This is a genomic window from Ralstonia psammae, assembly GCF_958405935.1.
In the GTDB taxonomy this organism is placed as follows: domain Bacteria; phylum Pseudomonadota; class Gammaproteobacteria; order Burkholderiales; family Burkholderiaceae; genus Ralstonia; species Ralstonia psammae.
Window position 1 is genome coordinate 170,020 of record NZ_CATZBU010000005.1, and the last position, 18,382, is coordinate 188,401.

The following is an 18,382-nucleotide window of genomic DNA, read 5'->3' on the forward strand; positions in this document are numbered from 1 at the left end:
TACAGCCGTTCTTCTAGTAGAGCCCGCGGGTCTGGGCGTGCAAACGTACCAGACCCAGCAGGGCATCAATCTGCGGCGTCGGCACCCCCACGTGCTGACCAATTTCCCGCACCGACGCCACCAGCGCATCGATCTCCAGCGGACCCCGTCCGGCCTCCGCATCCTGCAGCATCGACGTCTTGAACGCACCGAGCTGACGCGTCACCGCGCTGCGCTCTTCGCCGCTTTGCTCGATCGGGCAGCCGATACGCGCGCCGATCGTTTTCGCTTCTTCCATGATGGCCAGGCAGAATGCCGCCACCTGCGGATCATCGAGAATGCGATCACACGTCGCGCCGGTCAGCACCGACACCGGGTTCATCGTCATGTTGCCCCACAGCTTGAACCAGATGTCGCGTTGGATGGCCTCGCTGCGTTCAATTTGCAAACCGGCGCGCTCAAGGCGCGAACCGACTGCATCCAAGCGCGGTGAGGTGCCGCCAGCAGGTTCGCCGAGAATCAATCGCTTACCGAACCCATGGCGCACATGCCCCGGCCCCAACGTCGAGCACGTCAGATGCACCACGCAGCCGAGCACGTTCTTCGTTGGGATGGCCTGCGCGATGCGGCCATGCGGATCGACCGATTGCAGGCGCAGGCCTTCCAGCGGCCCGTGTCGATCAAAGAACCACCATGGCACGCCGTTCATCGCCACCACCACGCAGGTTTCGGGGCCGATAAGCGGGGCGATGCCTTGCGCCACGCTTTCCATGGCGGGAGCCTTTACGGCAACGATCACGACGTCCTGCACACCGAGTGCCTGCGCGTCGTCACGTGCATGCACCGGCGCAGATCGTGTGTTGCCTTCCTCGGTCAGGCGCAGCCCCTCAGCTTGCAACGCCTGAAGCGTCGCACCCCGTGCCAGCACGTTGACTGGTTGATCTGCCAGCGCGAGCTTCGCGCCCAGATAGCCGCCGACTGCGCCGGCGCCCACAATGCAAATGCGTGTCATGTGATCAGGTTCGGTACGAGGGGTCGATGCGGTCGATGGTGCGGGTGAGCGCCGCGAACACGTCTTCGCCTGCGCCGAAGTTCGGGTTGAACTGCAGTGAATCGCGCGTGCAATTGCGCGCCACCGCTTCGGGAATCTCAACCACCGGGCCCATCGATGTAGAAGCGAGCTGGATCTCGCACGCCCGATTGAGCAGCCACAACACTGCAAACGCACGCGCGATCGAATCGCCCCAGGAGAGCAGCCCGTGGTTGCGCAAGATTACCGCGGGCTTGTCGCCGATGTTCTTTACCAGGCGCGGCCCTTCATCGGCATGCACGGTGATGCCCTCGAAGTCGTGATACGCCACCTTTCCGTGCAATTGCGCCGCATAGAAGTTGCTGATCGACAGACCGTCGCGCGCGCACGCCACCGCCATGCCTGCGGTCGTGTGGGTGTGCATCACGCAGTGCGCCCCGGGGATGCCCGCATGAATGGCAGCATGCACCGTAAAGCCTGCAGGGTTGACGGGCCAATCCGGCTGACCCGCGGCGCGCTGCACATTGCCCAGCAGGTCGATCTTCACGAGGTTCGACGCGCAAACCTCGGCATAGGTCAGGCCAAACGGATTGATGAGGAAGTGCGGACCTGCATCGTCGTTCACACCGTCTTCCGGCAGCAGGCGCAACGTGATGTGGTTGTAGATCAGCTCGGTCCAGCCGAGCTGCGCAAAGATGCGGTAGCACGCCGCCAGCTTCACGCGCGCGGCCCATTCGCGTGGGCCACACCAGTCCGGACGATGGGCCTGGATGTCCGATCCGGCATCGGGTGAAAGCGAAAGCACCGTCATGACCTGTCTCCTGATCACAGGGGCTATGCGCCGGTCGGGTTGCCGGCGCCATAGTAATTCACATGTTAATGAATTTGCGCCGGACGTCAAACCGCGCTACAACCGCTCCCGGCTAAGGCAACTGGTTGCGCAGAATCAGCAACCACTGCATGGCCGAGTTGGTGTACGGATCAATCTGGTTGGCGTCGTTCAACTCGGTGATGCTCATCGACGCGGACTGCTGCACGTTGCCGCCAATCGATTTCATCTCATGGCGCATGGAGTCGACCTCGACGACGAGATCGCAGTGCATGGGTGTTCTGCCGGCCTGGATCTCTGCCGGATCCGTCATGAAGCGATCGGCGCCGCGTGCGGTGCAGACAAGGTCGCCCGGGCGCGGCACGGCAGGGGTGCGTTCGAGCACGAAGGCAGGATGCTTGAGCAGATGGTCGCGCGCATCGGTCACGTATTCCGCATGCGTGGCGCCCGTCAGGAACTGATCGTTCTGCAAGCCGGCCTTGCGCATGATCCACGAGATGAACACCGCAGACCACGCCCAGCCGCCGGTGGTCAACTGCTGGCAGGTCGGCGTCTTGCCGACGATCGCCCAGTAGCGCTTGGCCAGCATGCAGCCGCGCGCGGTGGCTTCTCCGCCTGTGCTATCCGGATACCGCAGGCACGGCGCTGGGGGCGGTACCTCGGGCTTGACGACCGCTTTGGGCAGCGGCATGTCGGCGCCGCTTTCTTCATCGGACGGGGCGGGGGTCGGGTCGTCGGAGGTCAACCAGTGGCCTTGCGGCTGGTCAGGAAAGCCACCGCCGGTCACGCAATACGTATCGTCACGCCCCACACGCACCACCTGGCGCCCCCACCGATCCCATTCGGTCAGGGCAATCTCGATCATCTTTTCACGCGGTGTGGCACCTGGGCGCGTCTGCACGACTTCGTTGTCTGGCAGCGGTTCTGCTTGCGGGCGTGCAGGCGGTGTCGCGCAACCGGCAAACCAGAAGACCGGTGCGATCAGAACGATCGGCAAGCCAATGCGCAGAGCGATTGAGTTGCGCAGGAAGGGGCGGGACATGGAAGAGGGAGAAGGGATGGCCTGACGGGGAGACAGGCCTTCCGACGTGGTACGCCAATGCTGCGGTCGATTCACGCATGCAACGGCATGCCACGTCGTTGGCGCTCACCAGACCGGCTGGTCACGCCGAGGGCTGTCATTGCTTCAGGCGTTAACAGCGTCCTTGAACTTCTGGCCGGCCTTGAACTTCACCGTCTTGGCCGCTTCGACCTTGATTTCTTCGCCGGTGCGCGGGTTGCGAGCCATACGCTCGGCACGCTCACCTTGGCTGAAGGTACCAAAGCCGATGAGGCTGACCGCATCGCCCTTGCCAACGGATTCCATGATGGCTTGCAGCGTCACGTTCAGTGCCTGCTCGGCCTTGGCCTTGGTCAGACCGTCTACGCCGCTGGCGATGGCGTCGATCAGTTCGGTTTTCGTCATTGCTTGACTCCCTTCAAGAGTAGATAAAACACACAACAGAGCGTCCGGGGGATGGCTCCAAGGGCGACATGATACCGGCATGCGAACAGCGCCGGCACGTGAGCTTTGTAACCGCGCCTGGCATGCGGGTTCCGCAAACCCGCATGGGGCCTACGTTGCGAGGTGATCCCATCACATCATTGTTGACGTTTGATGTCCTGGTTTGCGGGTGGCTTGTCTGCTCGCTGGTAGGTTCGACGCCAGTCGATCGGTTGGTTTACCTTTTTTCTTATGTATACAGATAGTAGTAGTAGATAACGGTGGATAGTTTCTGTGGATAAGTGGAAAAAGCGCTTTATGTTCAAGTACTTGTTGCAAGCAAAACCGGGGGTACCGCGTGTGTCCTCGCGTGGATAGCTTGCCGGTTTTTCAGATTCTCCGACTGGCAACCCCGTCACTTGTGCCCACACCATCGACAGGGCAGTCACAGACAGCCAACAGGCTTTGCCGGTAGTTATCCACAGCCGCAGGCGAGGTTATCCACATTGGCCGGACGACATGGGGTTGCGGCACGTGTCGAGATGCCATGCTTTTGGTGTAGGCTCACGGCTTCGTTGATCGACGTTTTTGCTTCGCTTTACTGCGCCATTTCCCCCATGACACGCACGTCCCCTGATGCCACGCCGGCTCTGGCTGAGTCCTCGCCCGCGCTGCAAGCTCCGGCCAAACTGCGCCGCCGCGATCGCATCGAGGTGCGCGAATCTGGCGTGCACGGACGCGGCGTGTATGCCGTGGTCGCCATCGCACGCGGCAAGAAGATCATCGAATACAAGGGCGAGCACATCACGTGGAAGGAGGCGCTGCGCCGCCATCCGCATGACCCGTCCGATCCGAATCACACGTTCTACTTCAGCCTGGAAGACGGCAGCGTGATCGACGCCAAGTTCGGCGGCAACCGCGCGCGCTGGATCAACCACGCCTGCAAGCCGAACTGCGAAGCGCGGGAAGCGGATGGCCGGGTATTCATTCACGCGCTGCGCGACATCGAACCCGGAGAAGAACTGTTCTACGACTACGGCCTCGTCATCGAGGGCCGCCAGACCAAGGCACTGAAGGAACAGTTTGCGTGCCGCTGCGGCGCGAAGAAGTGCCGCGGCACCATGCTGGCGCCGCCGGAGAAGAACAAGAAGAAATAAGCCGGACGTCCGTCGGCTAGACGGATTCGCCTACCAGCGGCAGGCGCAACACGAAGCGCATCACGCGGCTGCCATCACGCGCCGTCGTATCGTCAATGGCGACGGTGCCGCCATGCAAACGCACGATGTCGTGCACGATGGCCAGGCCCAAGCCGCTACCTTGCGGCTGTCCCGGGCGGTGGTCCGCATCACCACGGAAGAAGCGCTGGAACACTTCGCCGCGCCGCTCGGGTGGAATGCCCGGGCCATTGTCTTCCACACTCACCACACCCCACCACTGGGATGCCGCGTCGGCCTCCATGCCTGCACGCAAGGTCACGCGTCCGCCAGCCGGCACGTATTTGATGGCGTTGTCGAGCAGGTTGTTGATGGCCTCGCGCAGCAGCAGCATGTTGGCCAGCACCGGTGCCTGCAATGAACCTGGCGACGTGGCTTCCTGGGGCCACGCCTCAAAGCCTAGATCCAACCCGCGTGCGAGTGCGCGCGGCACCCACTCGGCACCGGTATCGAACGCAAGCGAGACGAGATCGACCGGCATCGGCGGACCCAACTGGTCGAGCGTCATGCCTGGCTCGGCACGCGCCAGCGTCAGCAACTGATTGGACAGGCGCACGGCGCGGTTGGCACCCGATTGCAACTCCAGCAGTGCGGGCCGGGCATCGTCCAGTGTCTTGGCATCGACGGCACGATCGGCATGAAGCTTCAACGCCGTGAGCGGTGTGCGGAGTTGATGTGCCGCGTCTGCGATGAAGGTGCGCTGCGCTTCCAGTGCGTCGCGCAGCCGGGCCAGCAGCGCATTCATCGCGTTAATGAGTGGTTGCAGTTCGGCGGGCACGCGTTCAGCCGATTCTGCGGGCAGCGGCGTCACCGATCGTGCGCTCTGCTTGTTGAGCGTGTCGGCCAGCGTCTGCAGCGGCTGCAGCTCTTCCTTGAGCACGAGCGAGAGGATCAGCCCCCCCACCGCCAGCAGCACGATCAGCGGAATCGATACCGACAGCAGCACTTCCTTGGCGGCCGTATCGCGATGGTCCAGCAGCTCTGCCACTTCCACCACGATGCCGTCTTCGGCCTTCATGGCGTCGGGCGGATTGGATGGGTTGAACGCGGGTGCCGTCTGCGCCTGCGTGGGCGCAAGCGCGGGGCGCGTGACGTCGTCTTCGGGGTCGGGCGGCACAGGTTGGCGCGGCGAGCGTGGCTTGGGCACCTCCGCACTCACACCGGGAACGAGCAGATGCACAGCGCGCACCTGTTTGCCGTCGATCCAGCTGTAGAACACGCGCGCGTCGCCAATGCGGACCTGGCCCGAACCGTAGCCCAACGGCGTGTCGCGCCCGACCAGCGTGCCTGCGGGGCCGGAAATGCGCCAGTAGATGCGGTCTTCGCCGCTGTTCTGTACGAGCGTCTGGGCGGTGAGGGCGATGTCGTAGAGCTTGGCCGCCGGCACCTGCGGACCGGCGATGCGCAACTGTTCGGCCAGCGTGTTGGCCACGCCCACCAATGCGCGATCGAACACCTGCGCGGTGTAGTGCGCCGCCAGCCAGTACGACAGCGCACCCGTACCCACAATCAAGCCAAACAGCGGCGTCGCCAGCGCACGCAACAGATGCAGGCGCAGGCTGATGGCACTGTTGCCCGCTCCCTTGGCCGGAGCCGATGAAGCCGACGACGAGGTGGGACGCTGGCGCTTGAACATGGGCAAGAACTACACCGCGGCGCGCGCCTGCAACAGGTAACCGAAGCCGCGCACCGTGACGATCTCCGCCTCGGAATGCTCGATCTTGCGGCGTACACGGTGCACATAGACTTCGATGGCCGTGTCGCCCACCACATCGTGACTGGCTTCACCGATGGCGTGCCCGAAGCTGGCAAGATGGTCCTGCAACTGCACCTTGCTGACGACCCGGCCCTGGCGCAGCATCAGCAACTCCAGCACGGCAAATTCGCGCGGCGACAGTTCAAGGGGGGCCGCATCGACAAAGATGCGCCGTTCCACGCCGCTCATGCGCAGCCGTCCGACAAGGATGTCGGGGCGTGCTGCGGGTTCGGTCGAATCACTGCGACGGCGCAGCAGCGCGCCCACGCGGGCCACGAGTTCGAGCATCTCGAACGGCTTGAGCAGGTAATCATCTGCGCCGGCATTCAGGCCGTTCACCTTGTCGAGCAGGCCGTCGCGTGCGGTCAGGATCAGCACGGGCGTTACTCGATCGCGTGCACGAAACTGCGACAGCAGCGTCATGCCATCGATACCGGGCAGCCCAAGATCGAGGATCACCAGATCGTGTGTCTGTCTGGCAAGTTGTTCAGTGGCGAAGACACCGTCGTGCACGACATGCACGCGATGCCCGGCTTGCGTGAGTCCGGCATGGATGCCGCTGGCGATGGCACGGTCGTCTTCAATCAGCAGGATGCGCATTGACTCGATCCGGAGTGCGGTGCGGAAAAGGGCAAAAAGGGCGAAAGCGGTGCGATCGGCATCATTTGGCAGCGCTACAATGCGCGGATGACCGATGCCCTGCTTACCATCACCGATCTTGAGGCCGCCATTAATTTCTGGCGTGCCCGTTCGCCCGCCGAGAGCGAGGAACTGCGGCTGTGTGCCGAGGCGTCGGCGCTGGCCAAGCCGTATGCGCTGATGATTGTACAAGGCGCCACCCGCATCGCCCCTGAGCAATTGGGCGACAAGGCGCGGGCAGCGTATGACGCGTGGCGCGCAGCCACACAGGGCTGAGCGCCAGGATGGCGGTCGTTACTTCGCGCCGGTGGCGCTGGTACCTTTCGCGGCCTGCTCGATAAAGCGCGCGAGATCGGCGTCACGGTGCGTGAGCCCGTTTGCATCATGCGTGGACAAGGTGATGTCCACGCGATTCCACACGTTGAACCACTCGGGGTGGTGATTCATCTGCTCGGCCTTGATCGCCACGCGCGTCATGAAGCCGAACGCGGCGTTGAAGTCGGCAAAGGTGAAGGTCTTCTGGATGGCGTCGCGCTCGCTCTGTAGCGTCCAGCCGGGCAGTTCGGCAAAGAGGGCCTTGCGTTGTTCTTCGTTCAGGGTCGGCATCATGATGGGGTGTGGTACAAAGTTCGGTCTTGAATGCGCGCAGTATAGTCAGCGCCCAAATATCTGCCGTCAGATGTCCGCGGTGTCTGCCCAACCTTCGCGGTTGCCCACGTTCAGTACCAGATCGCCCTCCACCACATCGCCCGCGCCAATGGTCGGCAGCGCGGCGAGTTCTTCATACAGCGGCGTGAAGTCCGGGCGCGTGGCGTCGAACAACTGCTCGAAGCTGTCGATGGTGAAGTAGGTTTTCTGGAACGTGTCGATGCGATAGCGCGTGCGCATGATGCGGCGCACGTCAAAGCCGAGGCGGTTCGGGCTGGCCGAATCCAGCGCGTACACCGATTCACTCTTGCTCGACACGATGCCCGCACCGTAGATGCGCAGGCCGGCCGGCGTGCGGATCAGGCCGAATTCCACCGTGTACCAGTACAGGCGCGCCAGCATGTCGAGCTGCCCCAGGCGTGCGGCCTTCAGACCACCCTTGCCGTAGGCTTCCATGTAGTCGGCAAAGATCGGGTTAATCAGGAGCGGCACGTGGCCGAAGATGTCGTGGAAGCAATCCGGCTCTTGCAGGTAATCGAGCTGATCGGGGCGGCGCATCCACCAACTTGCGGGGAAGCGGCGGTTGGCCAGGTGATCGAAGAACACTTCGTCGGGCACCAGGCCCGGCACAGCGACGATCTGCCAGCCGGTGGCGCGCATCAGCGTTTCGTTGAGCTGGTCGAATGACGGCACGGCATCTCGGCTCATGCCCAGTGTGGACAGGCCTTGCAGGAATTCATCGCACACGCGGCCCGGCAACAGCGCTTCCTGGCGGTCGTACAGCGTGCGCCACGTTGCATGATCGGCGGCGGTGTAGCGGTGCACCGGCTGCTGCATGGTGAAGTCGGCGCGCAGCGTCTGGCCGTCCAGTCCTTCTGCGAATTGCTCACGCAGCTTGTCGGTGAGGGTGCCATTGAAGCCGGCCGGAGCGGCGTTTTGGGCTGCGTCGGGGGCGGTGGTTGCGATGTCCATTTGTAATGTCGATCTCGTGCAATCAGAGTCCGGCCAGTGTAGGGGCGTGGCCACGCGGGTTGGCCGCAAAACGGCCATTCATTGTGCGTTGTTTGCGGAAGTCATGCAGAATAAAGCCATAAAACGCAGGAGATTTGCATGATTTCGCTCGATACCTTCGATCTGGCTCTGCTGGCGGCCCTTCAGCGCGATGGCCGTGCGACGCATCAGCAGCTCTCGGAACAGGTTCACTTGTCGGCCAGCCAGGTCGGGCGGCGTCTGGCGCGGCTTGAATCGGAAGGTGTGATCGAGGGCTACCGGGTGGTGCTTTCGCCGACCGGGCTGGGGTTGGGCGTGACGGTATTCGCCAGCGTCAAGCTCGCGCACCACGGCGATGCCATCGTCGAACGTTTTCGCGAAGAGATCAGCCTGCTCGACGCGGTGCAGGAGTGCTATTCCGTGGCAGGCGACGCCGATTACATGCTGCGGGTGGTGGTGCCCGATCTGCCCGCGTTGTCGGAATTCGTCATGCGCAAGCTGATGCGCGTGCCGGGTGTGGACAACGTGCGTTCCAATATCGTACTGACGGCCTTGAAGCGGGATGGCGCGTTGCCGCTATCCCACCTTGGTGGGTAGATTCGCGCCTTGCGCCAGGGTGCGCGGCGTGTCACGCTGCAAGCCGACATCACTTTGCTGATATGAATGACCTGTCTTGGGCGGGAGACCACGATGGTTGACGGACACACCACGCATCCGGCGCACGCACCGGCGCATCTGGCAGGCGGCTACGGCATGCCGGCACGGGTTCGCGCGTGGTGGGTGGCCGCTGCAGTGGCAGGCGTCACCTACGGCGGCATGCTGACCATGGTGGCGGTCGAAGTACCGCCCGGCACCCCGCTGGTGGGGCGCATCGTCGCGCAGCCGCTGTGGAAGATGCTGATGGCGTTGCTGCTGGCGCGCGCTGCGTCGGTGCACGAGATTCCGCGCGAGCGGCGCTGGCTGATCGGCGCCATGGTGTTCTCCGCACTGGGGGATCTGTGGCTCGCCCTGCCGGGGCTGGCGTTCTCGTTCATGGCCGGGCTGGGCTGCTTCTTGCTGGCGCACCTGTGCTATTTGCGGGTGCTGGTGGGGCTGCGTGGAGCGTCGTCGGCCATCCGCATGATTGGCGTTGGCGTGATGATCGGCGTGGCGATCGGCATGTTGCTGTGGTACTGGCCGGGCCTGGGCGAGTTGAAGGGGCCGGTGATCGCCTACATGCTCGTGCTGTCGGCGATGGTGTGCGCGGCATTGCTGGCGCGCCTGCCGGGCCCGCTGACGGCCTGGGGCGCGCTCGCCTTTGCGGCTTCCGATGCGATGATCGGCATCAGCGTGTTCGTCTTTCCGTTTACCGACCATGAGCTGGCGATCTGGTGGAGCTACGCCGCTGCCCAATTGCTCATCAGCGCCGGGTTGCTCACACGCCGCACGCCGCCCCCGCGCCGCGCCGCGGCATAAGTCCGTCCGACGTTTCTTCCGCTGCGGGAGCCCCATGCTGCAGACCCTCGACGCTGCCACCACGGCGGCCCGCTTGCCGTATGCCGCGTTGGCCGATGCTGTTGCCCAGGTGTTGCGCGATGCGCGCGCGGGCCGTGCCCAGGCCCCCGCGCGGCTCGTGATGCCTGTGGCTGGCGGCGGCAGTTTGCTGCTGATGCCGGCGTCCAATGCCGACATCGCCATCACCAAGATCATCACCGTGCACCCGCACAATCCCGCACAGGGCCTGGCGGCCATTCACGGCGAGGTGGTGGTGATGGACGCCCGCACCGGCGAGCGCCGACTGATGCTGGATGGCCCGACCGTGACCGCACACCGCACCGCTGCGGTGTCGTTGCTGGCGGCACGCTTGCTGGCGCCTGAGCCGGCGGGAGACTTGCTGCTGATCGGTGCCGGTGCCCAGGCGCGCGCGCACTTGGAAGCCTTCCGCTTCGGGCTGGGCACACGACGCGTCACGATCATTGCGCGCACGGCGGCCAGCGCAGACGGGCTGGCCGGCTATGCGCGCGCGCTCGGTATGGATTCCACCGCTCTGGCGGGCGGCGATGCGGCTGGCGTGGCAGAGGCTGCCCGTGCGGTGCTGTCGCAGACGCCGCTGGTCATTACCGCTACACCGTCATCGCAACCGGTGCTCCCGGATTTGGGCGATCCAAGCCATCCTGGCGGCTATGCGTGGGGGGCGCATCACTTCATTACGGCTGTAGGCGCGTTCCGGTCCGACATGGCCGAACTGCCGCCGCGCTTGTGTGTGCATGCCGCCGCGGTCGATCGGCTGTACGCCGACACTCTGGTCGACCTGGAAGCCGAAGCAGGCGACCTGCTGCAGGCCGGCGTGCCATGGTCGCGTGTGCGGCCGTTACAACAGTGCGTCGATACGCCGCCGGATACGTTCACGCAGCCCGCGCCGGTGTCGCCCGTGGTGTTCAAGAGCGTCGGCAGTGCCCTGTGGGATCTGGCCGCGTGCGTGCTTGCGCTGTCCAAGGCCAGCCTGTTTAAAAATTGAGCATGTGCTGAAAAAGCCCGCCGCATGCGGTTTTAGCGTGCCGCTTATAACAGGAAACCTCTAGAAAAAGGGTTCTAGCCAAGGCAATCACACGGGATAATGGCCATCCCTTCCGCCTGGGAGGAGACTTAGAGAGCGCACCGCAAACGTGTCAATCTCGTTTGCAACGGATGCGTCTGACACAGGAGCACATACAGAGATGGCCTATAAAAAAGCACTGGCGGCCGCCGCCGGGATGATCCTCGCCACCGCCGCGCACGCACAGGCTGCCGGCAGCAACATCGTCAGCCTTGGCTGGTTCCGCGTGATGCCGAACAGCTCGAGCGACCCGCTGTTGGTCAAGAGCATCGGCGGCGTGCCGGTGAATCAATCGCAGTCCGGCACCGGCGCCAAGATTCAGGAAGCCGATACCGTTGGTCTCGCCTTCACGCATTTCTTTACCGACAACGTTGCCGTTGAACTGGTGGGTGGCATTCCGCCGCGTCACAAGATCGAGGGTACGGGCGCATTGTCGGGGTACGGCGAAATCGGCTCGGCCAAGCAATGGAGCCCGGCCGTGCTGGCCAAGTGGTACTTCTTCAACGCCGACACCAAGTTCCGCCCGTACGTTGGCGTGGGCCTGAACTACACGTGGTTCTCCGACGAGAAGATCACGAACAGCGCCTTCCAGACGAAGCTGGCTGGCCCGGGTAGCAAGAGCAACGTGTCGACCGACGGTTCGTTGAACCCGGTGCTGAACGTGGGTGCCACCTACGCCATCACCAAGGACTGGTTCGTCGGCTTGTCGGTGTCGTACCTGCCGCTGAAGACCACGGCAACGATCGACAGCACGACGGCGACCGGCGTCCACGTTGTCAGCGAAGCGAAGATCAAGATCAACCCGGTCGTGACTTTCCTGAACGTCGGCTACCGCTTCTGAGTGGTTTCCGCGCAAGCAAAAAGGCGTGCCACAGCGGCACGCCTTTTTTGTTGCCCGCGCCCGGTTCAGGCGCAGGCTTTGACCGGATAGCCGGCTTGCTCGATGGCGGCCTTGACCGCATCGGTGCTGGCGCCGCTGGTGACGGCCACGGTCTGCTTGTCCAGGTCCACCTGCACATTGGCGCCGGCATCGACCTGCTGCACAGCACGCGTGACGGCCGACACGCAATGGCCGCAACTCATGCCCGTCACAGAAAAGGTCGTGGAAAACGTCGTCATGGTTTGCTCCTGAAAAGAGGGAAGGGAGAATCACAGGCGCAGTATGAACCTTCCTATCGTTGGAAGCGCAAGCGTAGAATGCAGGCTTGACCTTACCAAGATGAGAAGGTCTAGGCTGATGCCATCTCCCTCTGAATAGACGCTTCCATGACCGCCGCCAGCCTTGCCGACGTGACTTCCACCGACCTCGATATCAGCGGGATGACGTGTGCCGCCTGTGCGGGCCGCGTCGAACGCGCCTTGCGCGCCGTGCCCGGCGTGACCGAAGCCAGCGTGAACCTCGCGACCGAGCGCGCCCGGGTGCAGGGCGGTGCCGCCAGCGATGCGTTGATCGCCGCAGTCTCGGCGGCCGGTTATGAGGCGCGTGTCGCTTCCAATGAATCCACCGCTCCCGCTGCCGCCGAACCCGACTTCTGGGAGGGCGCCGGGCCCGTGTGGATGGCCGCCGCGCTGTCCGTGCCGCTTGTATTGCCGATGATCGCCGGGTGGTTCGGTGGTGATTGGATGCTGCCCGCCTGGGTGCAATGGCTGCTGGCGACGCCCGTGCAGTTCGTGATTGGCGCGCGCTTCTACAAGGCGGGATGGAAGGCGGTGCGTGCGGGCGCCGGCAACATGGATTTGCTGGTCGCGCTCGGCACGTCGGCAGCATATGGGCTGTCGCTGTGGCTGTGGTGGCGCGCGGGAGCGGACGGGATGCACCATGAGCCGCACCTGTACTTCGAAAGCGCTGCCGTGGTCATCACGCTGGTGCGGCTTGGCAAGTGGCTGGAGGTGCGCGCCAAGCGCCAGACCGCCCAGGCCATCCGTGCCTTGCAGGCGCTGCGTCCCGATACCGCTCGCGTGCGCGGTGCCGACGGCACGCTGCGCGATACCCCTGTCGCCCAGGTGCGCGTGGGCGATGTGGTGTCTGTGCGCGCCGGTGAACGCATCCCTGTGGACGCCGTGGTGCTGGAAGGCGCGAGCCACGTTGATGAATCCATGCTGACCGGCGAAAGCCTCCCTGTGCCCAAGCGCGAAGGCGACCGCGTGACCGCCGGCGCCATCGCCACGGATGGCGTGCTGCTGGTGCGCACCGTGGCCATCGGCGCGGACACGATGCTCTCGCGCATCATCCGGCTCGTTGAAGACGCGCAGGCCGCCAAGCCGCCGATCCAGCAACTGGTCGACCGCGTGAGCGCCATCTTTGTGCCGGCGGTGCTGGCAGCGGCGTTGCTCACGCTGGCGGGTTGGATCATCGCCGGTGCAGGGTGGGAGACGGCCATCATCAACGCGGTGGCCTTACTGGTGATTGCCTGCCCTTGTGCGCTGGGCCTTGCCACGCCATCCGCCATCATGGCCGGCACGGGTGCGGGCGCGCGGCGCGGCATCCTGATCGCCGATGCGCAGGCACTGGAACGCGCACAGCAGGTGGATTTTGTCGTCTTCGACAAGACGGGCACGCTCACCGTCGGCCAGCCGCGCGTGACGGCGGTGGAATCCGCAACCGGTATCGACCCCAACGCACTGCTCGATCAACTTGCTGCGCTGCAGGCTGAGAACACGCACCCGCTGGCACAGGCCACGCGCGAATATGCCAAGGAGCGGGGCCGCGCAATCACGCCCGCACAAACACCGGAGGTATTGGCCGGACGGGGCACGCGCGGCATCGTGGATGGCGCATCGCTGCAACTCGGCAATGCGCGGTGGATGGATGAACTGGGGCTGGATCGCAGTGCCTTGCAAGCGCGTGCCGACGCGCTGGAAGCACAAGGCAACACCGTTTCGTGGCTCGCGCAGCGTGATGGAGACAGCGTGCAACTGCGGGGCCTGATTGCGTTTGGCGATGCGCTCAAGCCCGGTGCCCGGGACGCCGTGGCCGCACTGCAGGCGCGTGGTGTGCGCACCGCGCTCGTGACGGGCGACAACGCCGGCGCCGCGCGCAGCGTGGCCCACGCACTCGGCATCGACGAAGTGGCCGCGCAAGTGTTGCCGCAGGACAAGGCCGCACGCGTGACGGCATGGCAGCAGAGCGGCCATGTGGTCGCAATGGTGGGCGACGGCATCAACGATGCGCCTGCGCTGGCTGCGGCCGATGTCGGCATCGCCATGGCCACGGGCACGGATGTGGCGATGCAGGCTGCCGGCATCACGCTTATGCGCGGTGAGCCGCGCCTGGTGAGCGACGCGCTGGACCTGTCACGCCGCACCGTCGCGAAGATTCGCCAGAACCTGTTCTGGGCCTTCATCTATAACGTGGTGGGCATTCCGCTGGCGGCATTCGGCTTGCTGAACCCCACCTTTGCCGGCGCGGCGATGGCGTTCTCCAGCGTGAGCGTGGTCACCAATGCGTTGATGCTGCGCCGCTGGCGTGCCACCGGAGATAACGCATGACGCGCACCAATCTCATCGACAAAGGACCGGTCAACATTGGTGAGGCCGCGAAGGCCAGCGGCGTGTCGGCCAAGATGATCCGTTACTACGAAAGCATCGGCCTGCTGCCACCCAGCCCGCGCACCGAAGGCAACTACCGCATGTACGACGCGCGGGCGGTGCATGTGCTGCGCTTTATCCACAGGTCGCGCTCGCTGGGTTTCGCGCTGGAGGAGATCCGCACGCTGCTTTCGTTGTGGAACGACCGCGAACGCGCCAGCGCCGATGTGAAGGCCGTCACCCTGCGCCACGTGGCGGATCTCGATGCGCGCATCAGCGAGCTGCAAAGCATGCGCGACACGCTCATGACACTTGCCAACGCGTGCCACGGTGATGACCGCCCCGATTGCCCGATCCTCCAGAGCGTGGCCGGCGAGGGTGGTGAAGGCGGTGACACCGACGGCTGCTGTCACTGACAGGCCGCGCGATTGACGCAGATTGCGACAGGCGGCGTCTATGCCACAATCTGGCAACCCAAGGAGGAGACGCCGATGACGCAAGCCCCCGCTCAGGCCACCGCCCATCCCGCACTGGAAACCCGCCAGCGCATGAAGGACGGTACTGAACTGCTGGTCCGTACCTGGTTGCCAACGCCCGACAGCGGCGCACCGCGTGGCACCGTCATCCTCGTCCACGGCATGGCTGAACACAGCGGCCGCTATCCGCATGTGGCCAAGGTGCTGACCGACCTTGGCCTGCGCGTACGGGCTTTCGACCTGCGCGGCCACGGCAAGAGCGGCGGCCCGCGCATGGCGCTCGACGCGCAGGACAATTACCTCACCGATCTCGCAGAAATCATCGACGCCGCCGTCGCCGAATGGCACGAGATGCCGTTTGTCCTCGGCCACAGCATGGGTGGGTTGATCGTTGCGCGCTTCACGACTGCGCGCATCCGGCCCGTGCGCGGCGTGCTGCTGTCATCGCCCGCGCTGCGAGTGAAGTTGCCGCCCGGAACGGGCATCGTGCGGGGGATTCTCTCCGCCATCGCGCCGCGGCTGCCGGTGCCCAATCCCGTCGATCCGGCCAAGCTTTCGCACGATCCGAGCGTCGCCGCCGCCTATCGGGCGGACACACTGGTGCAAAGCACAATCAGCGCATCATTGCTGGAGTTCATGCTCAATGCGATCACGCAGGCGCAGCAGGATGCGCCACGCCTGGAAGCGCCGATGCTGCTGATGGCCGGTGGCGCGGATTCGATTGTCGATCCTTCCGGCAGCCGTGATTTCTATGCGAATGCGCCGGAAGATCTGCGGACCTTGGCGTGGTTCGACAACGGGTATCACGAGATCTTTAACGAAGCCGAGCGGCTGCGTAGCGAGGTGTTTGCGAAGATGACGGAGTGGCTGGCTTCGCGGATTTGATTTGGGCTCTGGCGGTCGATTCTCCTTTCGCCCTCTACTGAGCCTGGCGCCCATCTATTCATAACAGCGAGGGAGGTCGGGCGCCAAGAGACTCGCATATCCGCGAGCGGTATTGGTCTGGTGTGCCGAGGAACTGATCAATTTGTTCGATATAGATCATCGGGCTTACAGATTTTCGTGGTAAGTCGAATCACTTTAGCAAAGTGGCTAGGCTGAGGAAGCCAAGATTGCGACGCAATATCTAAATCGGTGATTTCGTATTGAACTGCTTTGTATTTCATTGCGTCTAGCGAGGTGGTTATTGGTTGGAGAATTTTCGTTTGAAATACCTCGCGAGGCGTAACGGGATTTCTGGAGCGCCAAAGAGGTTCTGGCGGGACAGGCACCCAAAACTGACCTGCAATGAGAGTAAGGTAATCTCCAAGTTGTTTTGGTGGTGAATAGAGGTTTCCGGAGATGTCGTAGCTATCGGTGCCCCAAATCAGGAAGTTTGATTCATCTATGTAGCTGTAATCCGACCTTAGATATATATAAGGAAGATTCGATTTTAAGTACCAATTCAAAGGACTTTTTGGATTGGATGCGTTACTATCGAATGCCGATAGCCGCTCTATAGCCTCGGTTGTTAGGGCATTGAAAGAGGGGCGATCACTCGGAACCTGTTTGTCGTAGCCGGTACCTTTCGAATTGTATATAGTTTTTAACTCGGTTGAGTGAAAGCAATATATGTAGCCTAGCGGGCACCCGCTTAAGTCAAAATAAAAATCATTATTTGGGCTTATTGATGCCTGATAATTGCTTGCTATATGGCTAACTATCTTGTAATCGTAAGCCTCCTTCGGTTCCACAATTTTATTCAGCGCAACTGTCGTCATCCACTGAATTTTTTCCCGGGCGGGCTTCCCTGGGTGCATGTAAGTCTTAATGAAGTTGTGCCCAGATAGTTCTGCCGTATCTAACGGAATTGAAACATTGGCTGGCAAAACTTTGTCTGTAATGATGGATCGGAGGGCATTGATAACCATATCGGCATCGGAAGTCACATACGAACCGCCCCCGGGTACGTAATTGGCAGGGGTTGCAACGCCAACGATCCCGAAACTGCCCGGCGTCACGTCAGGATTGCTATAAAGAATTCGATGCGAAGCGTTGCCGTAGAGGTTGCCTTGAGAGTGGGCCACCAGCAGGACGCGCCTACCGTTCTCGACGATGTCCTGCGTGTAGCTCGCCACGTGGGTTGTGACCAAACTGTCAACGTAGCTGTTCTCAGCTTCCCACTTCTTCTTCAGTTCGGCGCTGGATTCGGTTTCTGTCTTGATGATCAGATCAAGAGCAATTCGCACCAGTTCTGGAGAAATTCCGTTGATCAGCCCCAGCGATGCACGGACAAGAAGCTCCCACGAGAGCTCAGAGTTCTCAGCCAACTTTTGCTCGAACACGCGTTGAAGGTCATCGATGAATCCGCCGGTCGGGTTGATCGCATTTGCGTAGCTGACAGGGACACCGTTGAACCTCGCGCCAATCATTGTGGCCAGCTCTTCCTTGCTAGCCTCCCAATCTTGCGGAGTATTCCGGATACCGTTGCCGAAATAGATGCGATATCTCGACTCACACTTTGTCTCGACTTGGGCGACGGTTGGCGACGACAGGGCTCCAAGAAAGACGCAGCATGTGAGAACGACAGCTCTTAGTCGCATGGCTTGTCTCCTGAATACGATTCGACGATTTGCCCGGCTAGATTGTCCTGAGCTTTCGCTTGGGCATTCAGCCGATCGCGGGTATTGAGGTACATGGCGAGAACGTCCTTGGTGGCATCGAGCCATGGCCGTCCAAGCTGGCTACGAGCGCAGGCGAATGACCGCCATAGTTCTCGTGCAGCGAGCTGCGCCCTCTCCGGAGTGGTGGCTGTAAGGATGAAGTTCTGCTGCGCTTTCGCGTACTGCATCATCGCTGCGCGTTGTGCCGGATCCGGATATGTTTTCTCGATGTAGTGCTCGACGTCGTCGCGTATGCCGTTTTTGTTAGCGTCGATGCCGGCGATGGAAGCGTCGAAATCCGTCGATTTCACGCCTGGGCGGCCGGCCTGATTCTCGACCGCGCCAATCTGGGGATTGAGCGCTGAACTCTTGTTGGCTTGAGCGGCCCCGGATGTTGTTGGTGCGTTGCCCGTTGTTGCGCCGGTTACCTGGTTGTGACCTTCGCCCTCACTTTTGGATGAGAACGACCACCAAGCAGCGGCAATTGAGCACACGGCAACCGCGGCCACGATTTTTGCCTTCACGTCTCCCCCTTTTGCGGGGCGTTTGGCTCATCGCCCGCGCTGGACGTTTATTCGAATGCGTTCTTGAAA

General features: G+C 62.8%; 20 protein-coding genes. 9 read left to right on the forward strand and 11 right to left on the reverse strand.

Features of this window, described 5'->3' with window-relative positions:
- Positions 1-13: 13 nt before the first annotated feature.
- From R2N16_RS12915 to R2N16_RS12930, 4 genes are all read right to left on the reverse strand, one after another.
- Positions 14-991: a 2-dehydropantoate 2-reductase gene (locus tag R2N16_RS12915; RefSeq protein WP_316666102.1), complete on the reverse strand. Its 978-nt coding sequence runs from the start codon at positions 989-991 to the stop codon at positions 14-16.
- A 4-nt stretch (positions 992-995) separates the two neighbouring features.
- Positions 996-1,820: a class II aldolase/adducin family protein gene (locus tag R2N16_RS12920; RefSeq protein ID WP_316666103.1), complete on the reverse strand. Its 825-nt coding sequence runs from the start codon at positions 1,818-1,820 to the stop codon at positions 996-998.
- A gap of 112 nt (positions 1,821-1,932) precedes the next feature.
- Positions 1,933-2,880 carry a DUF2272 domain-containing protein gene (locus R2N16_RS12925; RefSeq protein ID WP_316666104.1) on the reverse strand — a complete coding sequence of 316 codons (948 nt, stop codon included), beginning with the start codon at positions 2,878-2,880 and terminating at the stop codon, positions 1,933-1,935.
- 144 nt (positions 2,881-3,024) lie between these two features.
- Entirely contained in the window at positions 3,025-3,303 is a 279-nt protein-coding gene (locus tag R2N16_RS12930; RefSeq protein WP_004628548.1) for an HU family DNA-binding protein, read from the reverse strand.
- A 635-nt stretch (positions 3,304-3,938) separates the two neighbouring features.
- On the opposite strand from R2N16_RS12930, the gene R2N16_RS12935 reads away from it, so the two are divergent.
- Positions 3,939-4,478: an SET domain-containing protein gene (locus R2N16_RS12935; protein ID WP_316666105.1), complete on the forward strand. Its 540-nt coding sequence runs from the start codon at positions 3,939-3,941 to the stop codon at positions 4,476-4,478.
- Between the two features lie 16 nt (positions 4,479-4,494).
- Here R2N16_RS12935 and R2N16_RS12940 read toward each other — a convergent pair whose 3' ends face one another.
- Together R2N16_RS12940 and R2N16_RS12945 are read right to left on the reverse strand one after the other, a co-directional pair.
- Positions 4,495-6,171, reverse strand: coding sequence for a sensor histidine kinase (locus R2N16_RS12940; protein WP_316666107.1), 1,677 nt, complete (start codon positions 6,169-6,171; stop codon positions 4,495-4,497).
- A gap of 9 nt (positions 6,172-6,180) precedes the next feature.
- Positions 6,181-6,891: a response regulator transcription factor gene (locus tag R2N16_RS12945; protein WP_316666109.1), complete on the reverse strand. Its 711-nt coding sequence runs from the start codon at positions 6,889-6,891 to the stop codon at positions 6,181-6,183.
- Positions 6,892-6,978: 87 nt separating this feature from the next.
- Here R2N16_RS12945 and R2N16_RS12950 point away from each other — a divergent pair, with 87 nt between their 5' ends.
- Entirely contained in the window at positions 6,979-7,206 is a 228-nt protein-coding gene (locus tag R2N16_RS12950) for a DUF3717 domain-containing protein (protein ID WP_316666110.1), read from the forward strand.
- A gap of 18 nt (positions 7,207-7,224) precedes the next feature.
- Here R2N16_RS12950 and R2N16_RS12955 read toward each other — a convergent pair whose 3' ends face one another.
- On the reverse strand, positions 7,225-7,539 hold the full coding sequence (locus R2N16_RS12955; RefSeq protein WP_316666111.1) for a 4a-hydroxytetrahydrobiopterin dehydratase: 315 nt from the start codon (positions 7,537-7,539) through the stop codon (positions 7,225-7,227).
- A 66-nt stretch (positions 7,540-7,605) separates the two neighbouring features.
- A complete protein-coding gene (phhA, locus tag R2N16_RS12960; protein WP_316666113.1) occupies positions 7,606-8,550 on the reverse strand; it encodes a phenylalanine 4-monooxygenase in 945 nt (314 codons plus the stop codon).
- Positions 8,551-8,688: 138 nt separating this feature from the next.
- On the opposite strand from phhA, the gene R2N16_RS12965 reads away from it, so the two are divergent.
- From R2N16_RS12965 to R2N16_RS12980, 4 genes are all read left to right on the forward strand, one after another.
- On the forward strand, positions 8,689-9,165 hold the full coding sequence (locus R2N16_RS12965) for an Lrp/AsnC family transcriptional regulator (RefSeq protein ID WP_027678817.1): 477 nt from the start codon (positions 8,689-8,691) through the stop codon (positions 9,163-9,165).
- Positions 9,166-9,258: 93 nt separating this feature from the next.
- On the forward strand, positions 9,259-10,023 hold the full coding sequence (locus R2N16_RS12970) for a lysoplasmalogenase (RefSeq protein WP_316666115.1): 765 nt from the start codon (positions 9,259-9,261) through the stop codon (positions 10,021-10,023).
- Positions 10,024-10,057: 34 nt separating this feature from the next.
- Entirely contained in the window at positions 10,058-11,065 is a 1,008-nt protein-coding gene (locus tag R2N16_RS12975; RefSeq protein WP_316666116.1) for a delta(1)-pyrroline-2-carboxylate reductase family protein, read from the forward strand.
- Between the two features lie 199 nt (positions 11,066-11,264).
- Positions 11,265-11,984 carry an OmpW/AlkL family protein gene (locus tag R2N16_RS12980; RefSeq protein ID WP_316666119.1) on the forward strand — a complete coding sequence of 240 codons (720 nt, stop codon included), beginning with the start codon at positions 11,265-11,267 and terminating at the stop codon, positions 11,982-11,984.
- A 65-nt stretch (positions 11,985-12,049) separates the two neighbouring features.
- Here the strand turns inward: R2N16_RS12980 and R2N16_RS12985 are convergent, their stop codons facing one another.
- Positions 12,050-12,262, reverse strand: a complete 213-nt coding sequence (locus R2N16_RS12985) for a heavy-metal-associated domain-containing protein (RefSeq protein WP_316666122.1) — start codon at positions 12,260-12,262, stop codon at positions 12,050-12,052.
- A 147-nt stretch (positions 12,263-12,409) separates the two neighbouring features.
- Between R2N16_RS12985 and R2N16_RS12990 the strand changes: the two genes are divergently transcribed.
- The 3 genes from R2N16_RS12990 to R2N16_RS13000 all read left to right on the forward strand — a co-directional run bounded on the left by R2N16_RS12990 (position 12,410) and on the right by R2N16_RS13000 (position 16,032).
- Positions 12,410-14,632 (forward strand): heavy metal translocating P-type ATPase, encoded by a 2,223-nt coding sequence (locus R2N16_RS12990; RefSeq protein ID WP_316666123.1) that lies wholly within the window; start codon positions 12,410-12,412, stop codon positions 14,630-14,632.
- Positions 14,629-15,087 (forward strand): Cu(I)-responsive transcriptional regulator, encoded by a 459-nt coding sequence (cueR, locus tag R2N16_RS12995; protein ID WP_316666124.1) that lies wholly within the window; start codon positions 14,629-14,631, stop codon positions 15,085-15,087. The genes R2N16_RS12990 and cueR overlap by 4 nt, the downstream gene beginning before the upstream one ends.
- 75 nt (positions 15,088-15,162) lie before the next feature.
- Positions 15,163-16,032, forward strand: a complete 870-nt coding sequence (locus R2N16_RS13000) for an alpha/beta hydrolase (RefSeq protein ID WP_316666125.1) — start codon at positions 15,163-15,165, stop codon at positions 16,030-16,032.
- Between the two features lie 137 nt (positions 16,033-16,169).
- Here R2N16_RS13000 and R2N16_RS13005 read toward each other — a convergent pair whose 3' ends face one another.
- Positions 16,170-17,729 carry a hypothetical protein gene (locus R2N16_RS13005; protein ID WP_316666126.1) on the reverse strand — a complete coding sequence of 520 codons (1,560 nt, stop codon included), beginning with the start codon at positions 17,727-17,729 and terminating at the stop codon, positions 16,170-16,172.
- A complete protein-coding gene (locus R2N16_RS13010; protein WP_316666128.1) occupies positions 17,720-18,313 on the reverse strand; it encodes a hypothetical protein in 594 nt (197 codons plus the stop codon). Before R2N16_RS13010 ends, R2N16_RS13005 begins: the two co-directional genes overlap by 10 nt.
- Positions 18,314-18,382: the final 69 nt, after the last annotated feature.